At 69.2% G+C, this 11,625-nt stretch carries 9 protein-coding genes and 1 pseudogene; 5 read left to right on the forward strand and 5 right to left on the reverse strand.

Translation table 11 applies throughout. The annotated features are described in order from the left end of the window. The coding region (locus tag EHS43_RS24665) for a nucleotide pyrophosphatase/phosphodiesterase family protein (protein ID WP_148104088.1) at nt 1-978 on the forward strand (978 nt) is incomplete at its 5' end. A 116-nt stretch (nt 979-1,094) separates the two neighbouring features. Continuing rightward, nucleotides 1,095-2,141, forward strand: coding sequence for a sugar phosphate isomerase/epimerase (locus EHS43_RS24670; protein WP_125192946.1), 1,047 nt, complete (start codon nt 1,095-1,097; stop codon nt 2,139-2,141). 241 nt (nt 2,142-2,382) lie between these two features. Here the strand turns inward: EHS43_RS24670 and EHS43_RS24675 are convergent. After that, nucleotides 2,383-3,114, reverse strand: a pseudogene (locus EHS43_RS24675) (molybdopterin dinucleotide binding domain-containing protein); the annotation flags it as partial. 47 nt (nt 3,115-3,161) lie between these two features. Then, on the reverse strand, nt 3,162-4,133 hold the full coding sequence (locus tag EHS43_RS24680) for a 2-dehydropantoate 2-reductase (RefSeq protein WP_125192948.1): 972 nt from the start codon (nt 4,131-4,133) through the stop codon (nt 3,162-3,164). A 240-nt stretch (nt 4,134-4,373) separates the two neighbouring features. On the opposite strand from EHS43_RS24680, the gene EHS43_RS24685 reads away from it, so the two are divergent. Continuing rightward, the gene (locus EHS43_RS24685) at nt 4,374-5,048 is read left to right on the forward strand and encodes a GntR family transcriptional regulator (RefSeq protein WP_125192954.1); all 675 of its coding nucleotides are present in this window, start codon (nt 4,374-4,376) and stop codon (nt 5,046-5,048) included. A 107-nt stretch (nt 5,049-5,155) separates the two neighbouring features. On the opposite strand, the gene EHS43_RS24690 is transcribed toward EHS43_RS24685, so the two are convergent. The 3 genes from EHS43_RS24690 to frc all read right to left on the reverse strand — a co-directional run bounded on the left by EHS43_RS24690 (nt 5,156) and on the right by frc (nt 9,383). Further along, nucleotides 5,156-6,571, reverse strand: coding sequence for an OFA family MFS transporter (locus EHS43_RS24690; RefSeq protein WP_125192949.1), 1,416 nt, complete (start codon nt 6,569-6,571; stop codon nt 5,156-5,158). A 1-nt stretch (nt 6,572) separates the two neighbouring features. Further along, nucleotides 6,573-7,964, reverse strand: coding sequence for an OFA family MFS transporter (locus EHS43_RS24695; RefSeq protein WP_125192950.1), 1,392 nt, complete (start codon nt 7,962-7,964; stop codon nt 6,573-6,575). Nucleotides 7,965-8,138: 174 nt separating this feature from the next. Beyond that, entirely contained in the window at nt 8,139-9,383 is a 1,245-nt protein-coding gene (gene frc / locus EHS43_RS24700) for a formyl-CoA transferase (RefSeq protein WP_125192951.1), read from the reverse strand. Nucleotides 9,384-9,523: 140 nt separating this feature from the next. Here frc and sucC point away from each other — a divergent pair, with 140 nt between their 5' ends. Continuing rightward, complete coding sequence (gene sucC / locus EHS43_RS24705) at nt 9,524-10,654, forward strand: ADP-forming succinate--CoA ligase subunit beta (protein ID WP_125192952.1); 1,131 nt, start codon at nt 9,524-9,526, stop codon at nt 10,652-10,654. Nucleotides 10,655-10,665: 11 nt separating this feature from the next. Then, nucleotides 10,666-11,565, forward strand: coding sequence for a succinate--CoA ligase subunit alpha (sucD, locus tag EHS43_RS24710; protein WP_125192953.1), 900 nt, complete (start codon nt 10,666-10,668; stop codon nt 11,563-11,565). Nucleotides 11,566-11,625 lie beyond the last annotated feature (60 nt).

Below are 11,625 nucleotides of genomic sequence, written 5' to 3' on the forward strand. Positions count from 1 at the left end.
GAACCCGACTGCTACACCCGCCCGCCGGCCCTGCACGACGAACTCACCGCAAAACTGGGCACCTTCCCTCTCTTCCACTTCTGGGGACCGGGCGCCGATCTCGTCTCCAGCCAGTGGATCATCGACGCCACCCGCCACATCATGGCCACCCGCCACCCCGACCTGACCCTCTGCTATCTCCCTCACCTCGACTACGACCTGCAGCGCTTCGGCCCCGACGACCCCCGCTCCCTCAAAGCCGCAGCCGAACTCGACCATGCCATCGGCCCGTTGCTCGACGACGCCCGCGCGCAGGGCCGTACCGTCGTCGCGCTGTCCGAGTACGGCATCACCCGCGTCAGCCGCCCGGTCGACATCAACCGTGCCCTGCGCCGGGCCGGTCTCCTCGAAGTGCACACGCAGGACGGCATGGAGTACCTCGACCCGATGGCCTCCCGCGCCTTCGCCGTCGCCGACCACCAGATCGCCCATGTTTACGTCCGCAGGCCCGAGGACCTGCCCGCCACCCGTGCCGCCCTCGACGGCCTGCCCGGCATCGAGCGACTCCTCGACGACGAGGGCAAGAAGGCCCACCACCTCGACCATCCGCGCTCCGGCGAACTCGTCGCCGTGGCGGAGCCGGACGCCTGGTTCACGTACTACTACTGGCTCGACGACGACCGCGCACCCGACTTCGCGCAGCTGGTCGAGATCCACCGCAAACCCGGCTACGACCCGGTCGAACTCTTCATGGACCCGCTCGACCCGTACGTCAAGGTCAAGGCGGCCACCGCGCTGGCCCGCAAGAAACTCGGCATGCGCTACCGCATGGCGGTCGTGCCCCTCGACCCGTCACCTATCCGCGGCAGCCACGGCCGCCTTCCCGAGAGCGACGACGACGGTCCGCTCCTCATCTGCTCCACCCCCCGTGCCGTCGGCGACCGCGTCGCGGCCACCGACGTGAAGTCACTGCTGCTCCACCTCGCCGGTCTCGGCTGACCGGCCCGCACCACCGGCAGCCGAGGAGCCGGGCCCCGACGACCGGTCCTCTCCGACTGGTTCCCAGTGAAGCACCCGCCACTGACAACGCCCTCCGACCCCTAGGAGTCCCAGGCATGAGCCGCATCTCCCAGCCCGACCCCGAACTCACCCACCGTCTCACCAGACGAGGCATGCTCGGTGTGGCCGCGGGCGCCACCGCCGCCGCGCTCCTGGGCGCCGCGGCCGCCCCGGCCGGCGCCGCCACCGGGACGGCGACCGCCACCACCGGCCACGGCCGCGGCCGTCCCGTCCTGCCCCCGGGCCGCCTCGGCATCCAGCTCTACAGCCTCCGCGACAAGGTCGCGACGCTCGGCTTCGCCCCCGTCTTCGCCGAACTGGAGAAGTACGGCTACGACGAGGTCGAGTTCGCCGGCTACACCCAGGGCTCGGCCGGACCGATCACCCTCGCCCAGCTCAGGCGTCTGGCCCGCGACCACGGCCTGAACCCGATCGGCAGCCACGTCGGCTACTACTCCGACGACCCCAACGCCTACACCTTCGCCCAGAACCTCACCAAGGTCCTCGACGACGCCCAGGCCCTCGGCCTCAAGCACATCGGCACCGCCTCGGGACCCTTCCGCTACGGCTCGACCGTCGACGCGTGGAAGCGCGCCGCCGAGGAGTTCAACACCTACGGGGCGGCGGCGAAGGCACGCGGCATGAAGTTCTACCAGCACAACCACTCCGAGGAGTTCTCCTTCGCCACCGACAACCCCAAGGTCCGGCTCTACGACGTGCTGCTCAGGGAGACCGACCCCGACCTGGTGTTCCTGGAGATGGACATCTTCTGGGCCTACTCCGGCCAGTTCCGCTTCTCCCGGCGGCCCGACGGCACGCCCGCGCCCTTCGAGCCCCTCGACTACGTCCTCAGGCAACCCCACCGCTACCCCCTCTTCCACGTCAAGGACGGGGTGAGGGATCCGGCCGACACCTACGGCTACCGCATGACCGACGTCGGCGACGGCGACATCGACTACCAGAAGTTCATCTCCGCCGTATCCCGCCTGCGGGGCGAACGCCTCGCCCACCACTGGCAGGCCGAGCACGACCAGCCCGCCGAGTCCTTCACCTTCGCCCGCCGCTCCAGCGCCCACCTGCACTCGCTGCGGGAGAAGTGCTGACCGCACACGAGTGAGGCGGGACCCCGAGGGCGCAGGGGGCGCTCCCCGCCGGTCGGGGTCCCGCCGTCGTGCAGCGGGCAGGACCGTCAGCCCCGGGCGGCCGGAACGACCGCCGGGGTCAGGCGCTCCTCTCCCGCGTACACGTTCATGGAGGGTGTCATCGCCCGGGGTGCGCAGGGTGAGGGCGAGGCGCTCGCCGTCGAGGCGGGCCTCCCCTGGGTGACGCGTCCCGTGTCCGGGCTCACCGCCGCACCGCCACCACGGGCACCTTCTCGATCCGGATCGCGGCGGCCTCGAACTCGACGGCCCCCGCGATCGGACACCCGGCCCTCGCCGCCGCCTGCTCGGCACCGGTCCCGTCCGGCGGGCGGCCGTTCATGAACGCCAGACCGGGCCGCAATGCCGGATCCACCCACACCGGCGCCGTCGTCGAGCCCCGCCGGGTGGCGACCCGCACCTCCTCGCCGACCACCACGCCGTAGCGCTCGGCGTCCTCCGGACTCAGCTCGACACACTCGGCCCGCCGCACCGACGACTCCGAACCGCCCTTGCGCAGAGAGGTGTTGGACGAGCCGGTACGGCGTCCCGTGGTGAGCCGTACCGGATACGCCTCGTCCGTCAGATCGACGGGAGGGGCGTGCTGGACCAGGTGGAAGGGCGTACGCGGCTCCCGGGCGCCGTGACCGCGGCCGGTGAGCAGCGACAGGTCGGCCACCGCACGCGCCTCCTCCTCCCCGGTGCCGGTGCACGCCCGCAACGGCTCGCCTCGGGCGCAGGCGTGCGCCAACTCCCGTACGACGGCGGCCGGTACGCCCGTCACCTTCACCGCGAGCGACACCGTCCACGGCTCGACGAGCCGTCTGTACTCCTCGAAGCCGGAGGTCGAGCGGGCGATGAACTCCCGGTCGGCCAGCCCCGCCCGGATGATCTCCCGGCCGATCGCATGGGCCATCGGCACCCCGGTACCGGTGTTCGGCCGGTACCGGGGTCCCACCCCGAGGACGTGGGCGCCCAGGCCCGTCATGCGGCGGACCGGAGCGCGAGAAGGTCGGAGAGGGCGTGGACGGTACGGAGCGTGGGCACGTCCACTCCGGTGATCTCCGCCAGCTCGATGACGGCGGTGAGCAGGACGTCGAGCTCCAGGGGCTTGCCGCGTTCCAGGTCCTGGAGCGTCGAGGTGCGGTGGTCGCCCACCCGCTCGGCACCGGCGAGACGGCGTTCGATGGAGACGCCGACCGTGCAGCCGAGCGTCTCCGCGACCGCGAGGGTCTCGGCCATCATCGTCTCGATGACCTTGCGGGTACCGCCGTGCAGGCACATCTGGCGCATGGTCGCCCGGGCCAGCGCGCTGATGGGGTTGAAGGAGATGTTGCCCAGCAGCTTGAGCCAGATGTCGTCCCGCAGGTTCGGTTCGACCGGGCACTTGAGCCCGCCGGCCTGCATGGCCTCGCTGAAGGCCAGACAGCGGGGGGAGAGGCTGCGGTCGGGCTCCCCGACGGAGAACCGCGTCCCCTCCAAGTGCCGTACCACACCGGGTCCTTCGAGTTCGGTCGCCGCGTAGACGACACAGCCGATGGCCCGGGAGGGCGCGAGCACCGCACTGACCGCGCCTCCCGGGTCCACGCTCTCGATGCGGTGGCCGTCGTGCGGTCCGCCGTGCCGGTGGAAGTACCACCAGGGGATGCCGTTCTGTGCCGCGACGACCGCGGTGGTGTCGGTGAGAAGGGGCTCGATGAGCGGCCCGCACGCCGCGTACGAGTTGGCCTTCAGACCGAGGAAGACGTAGTCGACCGGGCCGATCTCGGCCGGGTCGTCGGTGGCGTGGACGTGGGCGGTGAAGTCACCGCGTGGGCTGAGGACCTGGACACCGTGGTCCCGCATGGCCGCCAGGTGCGGACCGCGGGCGATGAGATGGACGTCGGCGCCGGCGCGGTGGAGTGCCGCGCCGACGTAGGCGCCGATGGCTCCGGCGCCGAGGACTGCGACTTTCATGGGTGGAAGCTCCGTTCGGTGAGGGTGACCGAGGAACTGCCGACTTTGTCGACTGGATATTGTCTACAGGATGGAGAGAGCGCTCAGCAAGAGTCGTGACGTCACCAAGCCTTTGAGCTGCCGCTACGAGCCGGTACGACCTGCGCTCATGGCGGTTGTGCGCCGTAGACTGTAGGCGAAAACCAATTCATACTTATCTCTCAGCCGCAGCGACGACGCTGCACAGGAGGGACCGAGATGTTGCCGACGACAGGACTCCCGTACGGGACGGTGCCCAGGCTCGAGCGTCCCGGTCCGCTGCGTGATCGTGTGTACGGTGCGTTGCTGGAGTTGATCACTACGCGTGCTCTGCAGCCTGGTCAGCATTTGGTGGAGAGTGAGCTGGCGGGTCATCTGGGGGTGTCGCGGCAGCCGGTGCGGGAGGCTTTGCAGCGGTTGAACACCGAGGGGTGGGTGGATTTGCGTCCGGCGCAGGGTGCGTTCGTGCATGAGCCGACGGACGAGGAGGCGGATCAGCTGTTGACGGTGCGGACGTTGTTGGAGGCGGAGGCGGCCCGGCTGGCGGCGGCGAATGCGGGCAGTGCGGGTGTCGCGGCGCTTGAGGACTTGTGTGTGCAGGGGGAGCGTGCGGTGGCGGCGGACGACGTGGATGCCGCGGTCGCGTTGAACGCGCGGTTGCATGCGAAGGTGATGGAGTTGGCGGGCAACGCGGTGCTTGCGGAGTTGGCGGGGCAGGTGGATCGCCGGGTGCGCTGGTATTACACGCCGGTGGCTCGTCAGCGTGGCCGGCAGTCGTGGATCGAGCATCGTGAACTGATCGCCGCGATCGCCGACCGCGACGAGCAGCGCGCCACCGCCGTCATGCGGCAACACACGGAACACACGCGGAAGATGTACCACGACCGCGAGAAGTAGCCCTCCGCCGCTGAGCCGCGCGCGAACAGGCCCGTTCCATCGGATCAGGCGGCCCTTCCCCGGTGGACGCCGTGGGAGAGGGCCGCCCGATGTGTGAGCCGCTTTGCTCAGGTCGCGGCTTGTGGTTGTGTCGCCGGGGCTCCGCTGCGGGGGCGCCCGGGCTGTCGTAGCAACAGCGCGATCCCCGCCGCCAGCATCGAGGTGGCGCCGGCCAGGGCGTACGCCCCGTCGTAGCCCCAGGCCGCCACGACCATGGAGCCCAGACCGCCGCCGAACAGACCGCTGATCAGCTTGCCGCTGTACACCAGGCCGTAGTTGGAGGCGTTGTAGTTCTCCCCGAAGTAGTCCGGGGTGAGCGCCGCGAACAGCGGGTAGAACGCGCCGCCGCCGAATCCGGACAGGAACGCGAACACCAGGAACAGCGACTCGCTCCTGATGTCACCCGCCCAGATCACCCCGAACTGCGCGAGACCCAGCACGACGATCACGAACACCAGCGTGGACTTGCGCCCCCACTTGTCGGACAGCCAGCCCACGACCCCGCGCCCGATGCCGTTGATGACCGCCATGACACCCATCGAGGAGGCCGCGACCAGTGGGCCGAAGCCCACCTCCTTGGCGTAGTCGACCTGGAAGGAGATACCGAAGATCGACACCCCCGCGGTCATGACGAGGGCGATCCACATGAGGGGAAGCATGCCGGTCCTGATGGCCTCCTTCGGGGTGAACTGCCGTACCGCTGGGGGGTTCTTGGAGAGCGCGGCGGCACCCTTCCCGTCGCCGCCGTACGTCAGCGGGTCGATGTCCGCGGGCCACCAGTTCTTCGGCGGGTCCTTGAAGAAGAACGCGCACCCCACGACCACGATCAGGATGTAGCAGCCGATGAGGTCCAGGACCCGGTGGTAGTTCGCCGTGTCGAAGCCGTAGTTGAAGATGAAGATGAAGGGCAGGGACCCGTACGCGAAGCCGCCGTTGACGAACCCGGTCCTGGCGCCCCGGCGTTCGGGGAACCACTTGCCGACCATGTTGATACAGGTCGCGTAGACCAGGCCGGCGCCGATTCCTCCGACGACGCCGAACCCGAGGATCGCCAGCCAGACGTTGCCCAGGTGCGACAGGGCGAGGAACCCGACCAGACACATACCCGAGCCGATGTACATGGCCTTGCGGGCGGTCAGGACGCCCTTCTCCCGCAGCCAGCCCGCCGGGAAGGCGATGCCGGCCTGGAAGAAGACCCAGACACTGAGGATCCAGAAGGTGTTGCTCTGCGTCCAGCCGTGGGCGTGGGACAGGGTGTCCTCGGCCGAGCCGTACGCGTACTCGAAGACGCTGATGGCCATCATGGTGATCCAGGGCAGATACACCATGAGCTTGCGCGAGTGACCGAGGATGTCCCGGTCGGTCTCGCCGACGCGGTAGACGCGGCCGCCCGCGTCGGTCACTTCTCGGTAGGGACGTGGTGCGGCGGTGGGCTGTGCGCTCTTGTCGGTCTCGCTGCGTGCTGCGTACGGATCTGCCGTCATGTCAGGCCATTTCCTCGCCGAGCGGTTGCGGGTTGGGTACGGTCCGACGGCTGGTCTGGGGCCTGCCGGGCGCCTTGAGGAACAGCGCGAGGACCGCGGACGCCAGGCCGATCGAGCCGGCCAGGACGAACGCGCCCTGGTAGTCCCAGGCGCCGACCACGATCGAGCCGACACCGGAGCCCACGAGCCCCGAGATGAGCTTCGAGCTGTAGACCATGCCGTAGTTGGAGGCGTTGTTGTTCTCACCGAAGTAGTCCGCGGTCATCGCGGCGAACAGCGGGAAGATCGCGCCGCCGCCGAAGCCGGAGACCATGGAGCAGAAGAGGAAGAACGGCATGCTGCCCATCTGGCCCGAGACCAGCACACCGAACTGCGCGGTGCCCAGCACCAGACACACGATGATCAGCGTGTTGCGGCGGCCGAACTTGTCGGAGATCCAGCCGATCACCCCGCGCCCGGTGCCGTTGACGATCGCCTTCAGGGACATCGCCGTGGCCACGATCCCGCCCGCGAAGCCCATGTCCTTGCCGAACGGCACCTGGAAGGCGATGCCGAAGATGTTGATGCCGGCCGTGCACAGCAGGCAGAACCACATCATCCACAGGACGGGCGTACGCGCGGCCTCCTTGGGGGTGTACTGCTTGACGGCCGGCGGGTTCTTCTCCAGCGCCCGCCGGATCTTCGGGTCGTCGGTCTGCTTGAGCGGGTCGACGTGCGGCGGCCACCAGTTCTTCGGCGGGTCCTTGAAGAACCAGCCCGCGAACGCCACCACCGAGCAGCACACCAGGCCCACCGTCACCAGCACGCCCTTGTAGTTGCTCAGGTCCATGTACGACGTGAACAGGAAGACGAAGGGCACCGAGCCGTAGGCGAAACCGCCGTTGACCATGCCGGTCTTGCCGCCCTTGCGCTCCGGGAACCACTTGCCGACCATGTTCACGCAGGTCGCGTACACAAGGCCGGCGCCGATACCGCTGCACACGCCGAAGCCCAGGTAGGCGACGATCACGTTCGGCGCGAACGCGAGGGACAGATAACCGAGGACGGTGCCCAGCGCGCCCAGCATCATCGCGTAGCGGGCCGGAAGCTTCCCGCTCTCCCGCAGCTGCCCGGCGGGGAAGGCCACGGCCGCCTGGAAGAACACCCAGACGCCCATCAGCCAGAAGATGTGCCCGCTGCTCCACAGATGCGCCTCGTGCAGCGTGTCCTCGGCCGACGTGAACGCGTACTCCGAGGAGCTGATGCCCAGCATGCCCATCCACGGGAAGAGCACCATGGTCCATCGTGGTCGTCCCATGATGTGCCGGTCGGTCTCGCCGACCCGGTACACGCGGCCGTTGCGGTCCGTCACCTCCCTGTAGGTGGCGGACGACGAGTAGTCGATGGTTGTCATAGTCTTCAAGCACTCCTTGCGTCGAAAGATCTGGCCAGCGCCCCCTGTCCAAATGCCTTTCGTGTGCGCACGGATCCCGGGGTCCGTCCGACGCGCACCGCCGCCGGACCCCGTGCTCAGTCACGTCATGGACCACCGCCCGACGGGCCGGGACCATGGCTCCGGTTCACCACGTCAGATCACCCCGCCCGACCTGAGGAGCCGCAACTCCTCGTCACCGAGGCCGAGTTCGCCGATGTATATCTCCTCGTTGTGTTGGCCGAGGAGGGGTGGGGTGGTGATGCGGGTGGGTGAGTCGGAGAGTTTGAGGGGGTTGCCGACGGTGGTGAAGGAGCCGCGTTCGGGATGCGCGACCTCGACGATCATGTCGTTCGCCGCGAGTGAGGCGTCCTCGATGATCTCCTTCGGGGACAGGATCGGCCCGCACGGAATGTTGTGCCGGTTGAGCTCTTCCAGCACCCGCCACTTCGGCAGCAACGCGGTCCATTCCTCGATCAGCTGGAACATCTTCGCCAGCTTGGGAAGACGTGCCTCAGGCGTGGCCCATTCAGGATCTTCGGCGAGTTCGGGTCGGCCGATCAGCGCGGCCAGCGGCTCCCAGCCCTGCGGCTGGACGATGACGTACACGTAGTCGTTCGCACCGCCCGGCGCGCACCGCACCGCCCAGCCGGGCTGCCCGCCTCCCGAGGCGTTGCCCGAACGCGGCACCTCGTCGGTGAAGCCGTCGGTCAGGCCGTCGCCCGGATACTCCGCCAGCGGCCCGTTCGCCAGGCGCTGCTGGTCACGCAGCTTGACCCGGCACAGGTTCAGCACCGCGTGCTGCATCGCCACGTCCACCCGCTGCCCGCGCCCGCTGCGCTCCCGCTGGAACAACGCCGCCAGGATCCCGGCCACCGCATGCACACCGGTCCCCGAGTCACCGATCTGCGCCCCGGTCGCCAGCGGCGGACCGTCCTGGAAACCGGTCGTCGCCATCGACCCGCCCATCGCCTGCGCCACCACCTCATAGGCTTTGAAATCCGTGTACGGACCCGGCCCGAACCCCTTGATCGACGCATACACGATCCGCGGATTGAGCTCCCGGATCCGCTCCCACGAAAACCCCATCCGCTCCACCGCACCCGGCGCGAAGTTCTCCACCAGCACATCCGCACCCCGGATCAACGCGGACAGGATCTGCCGGCCCCGCTCCGACTTCACATTCAGCGTGATGCTGCGCTTGTTGCAGTTGAGCATCGTGAAATACAACGAGTCCGCACCCGGCACATCCCGCAACTGCCGCCGCGTGACGTCCCCGCCCGGCGCCTCCACCTTCACCACATCCGCCCCCAGCCACGCCAGCAACTGCGTCGCCGACGGACCCGACTGCACATGCGTCATGTCCAACACCCGCACACCATCAAGCGCCAACGTCGTCATGGATCACCTCACGGCCATGTTTGGCACATTGCATACAGTCGACGAATACTGTATGAAGATTGTTATCCCGCATCCGATGGGCGATGTCCAGGGGGCGTGCAGCACTTTTGAGTCGTGCACTTTGAGACGGGAGCCCAAGCATGGACCTGTACGAGCACGAAGCCCGGGCCCTCTTCGAGGAACACGGAATCCCGGTGCCGAGGGCGGAGGTCACCGACTCGCCCCAGGAGGCCCGCGCCATCGCCCGCAGGCTGGGCGGCCCCGTCGTCGTCAAGGCGCAGGTCAAGGCGGGGGGCCGGGGCAAGGCGGGCGGTGTGCGGCTCGCCGCCGACCCCGCCGAGGCCGAGCGGACGACCCGCCGGATCCTCGGCATGGACATCAAGGGCCACACCGTCCGCGAGGTCATGCTGGCCCAACCGGTGGACATCGAGAGCGAGTTCTACGTCGCCTACGTCCTCGACCGGGCAGCGGGCCGCTTCCTCGCCGTCGCCTCGGCGGAGGGCGGCATGGACATAGAGGAGGTCGCGGCGGTCCGCCCGGAGGCGGTCGCCCGGATACCCGTCGACCCCGCCGAAGGTGTCACCTCGGTGAAGGCGGGCGAGATCGCCGAGGCCGCCGGCCTGCCGCCGCGGACCGCCGACGTCCTCGTACGACTGTGGGAGGTCCTCGTCCACCAGGACGCCCTCCTCGTCGAGGTCAACCCGCTCGTGCGCACCCGGCAAGGACACATCCTCGCCCTCGACGGCAAGGTCACCCTCGACGACAACGCCCGCTTCAGGCAGGCTCGCTGGGGCGAGGAGGGCATCGCGTACGACGATCCGCTGGAGGCGGCCGCCGCCGCGAAGGGCCTCAACTACGTCAGGCTCGACGGCGAGGTCGGCATCATCGGCAACGGCGCCGGACTGGTCATGTCGACCCTCGACGTGGTCGCCGGCTGCGGAGCCCGCCCCGCCAACTTCCTCGACATCGGCGGCGGCGCCTCGGCGCAGGTCATGGCCGACGGACTGACGGTCATCCTGTCGGACCCGGCCGTGAAGTCCGTGTTCGTCAACGTCTTCGGCGGCATCACCGCCTGCGACGCGGTCGCCGACGGCATCGTGCGGGCCCTTCAGGAGGTGCGGCTCACCAAGCCGGTCGTCGTGCGCCTCGACGGCAACAACGCCGCCCGCGGCCGGGCCGTCCTCGACCGGCACGCCCACCCCCTGCTCCAGCAGGCCGTCACCATGGACGGCGCCGCCCGCCGTGCCGCCGAACTCGCCAACACCACCTGAAGGAGAGGGACATGGCCATCTTCCTGACCAAGGAGTCCCGGGTCCTCGTCCAGGGCATGACCGGAGGCGAGGGCATGAAACACACCCGGCGCATGCTCGCCGCGGGCACCGACGTGGTCGGCGGCGTCAACCCGCGCAAGTCCGGCCAGACCGTCGACCTCGACGAGCGTGTCCTGCCCGTCTTCGGATCCGTCGCCGACGGCATCCGGGAGACCGGAGCCGACGTCACCGTGGTCTTCGTGCCACCGGCCTTCGCCGAAGCGGCAGTTGTCGAGGCCGTCGACGCCGGGATCCGGCTGGCCGTCGTCATCACCGAGGGCATCCCCGTCCACGACAGCGTCGCCTTCACCTCGTACGCGAAGAAGAAGGGGACACGGATCGTGGGACCCAACTGCCCGGGTCTCATCACGCCCGGACAGTCCAACGCCGGCATCATCCCCGCCGACATCGCCAGATCCGGCCGCGTCGGCCTGGTCTCCAAGTCGGGCACGCTCACCTACCAACTCATGCACGAGCTGCGCGACATCGGCTTCTCCACCTGTGTCGGCATCGGCGGAGACCCCGTCGTCGGCACCACCCACATCGACTGCCTGGCCGCCTTCCAGGACGACCCCGACACCGAACTGATCGTCCTCATCGGGGAGATCGGCGGCGACGCCGAGGAGCGGGCGGCCGCGTACATCCGTGCCCACGTCACCAAACCCGTCGTCGGCTACATCGCCGGATTCACCGCGCCCGAGGGCCGGACCATGGGCCACGCCGGCGCCATCGTGTCCGGTTCGGCGGGCACGGCACAGGCGAAGAAGACGGCGCTGGAGGCGGTCGGCGTCAAGGTCGGGAACACCCCCACCGAGACCGCCCGCCTCGTCCTCACCCTGCTGGACACGGTCCGCGAGGCCCCCCTGGCCTGACCCGGACCCACCCGGCGGCGCACGGAGCTTTCTCCGGCCCCGCCGCGTTCCCCCGTACCC

This window comes from Streptomyces sp. RP5T (assembly GCF_003933965.1).
Taxonomy (GTDB): Bacteria; Actinomycetota; Actinomycetes; order Streptomycetales; family Streptomycetaceae; genus Streptomyces.

Bases quoted from the DNA above. Each gene is read 5' to 3' on its own strand.
- sucC (WP_125192952.1), top strand. From the start codon at position 9,524: ATGGACCTGTACGAGCACGAAGCCCGGGCCCTCTTCGAGGAACACGGA.
- EHS43_RS24670 (WP_125192946.1), top strand. From the start codon at position 1,095: ATGAGCCGCATCTCCCAGCCCGACCCCGAACTCACCCACCGTCTCACC.
- EHS43_RS24690 (WP_125192949.1), bottom strand. From the start codon at position 6,571: ATGACGGCAGATCCGTACGCAGCACGCAGCGAGACCGACAAGAGCGCA.
- EHS43_RS24695 (WP_125192950.1), bottom strand. From the start codon at position 7,964: ATGACAACCATCGACTACTCGTCGTCCGCCACCTACAGGGAGGTGACG.
- sucD (WP_125192953.1), top strand. From the start codon at position 10,666: ATGGCCATCTTCCTGACCAAGGAGTCCCGGGTCCTCGTCCAGGGCATG.
- EHS43_RS24680 (WP_125192948.1), bottom strand. From the start codon at position 4,133: ATGAAAGTCGCAGTCCTCGGCGCCGGAGCCATCGGCGCCTACGTCGGC.
- frc (WP_125192951.1), bottom strand. From the start codon at position 9,383: ATGACGACGTTGGCGCTTGATGGTGTGCGGGTGTTGGACATGACGCAT.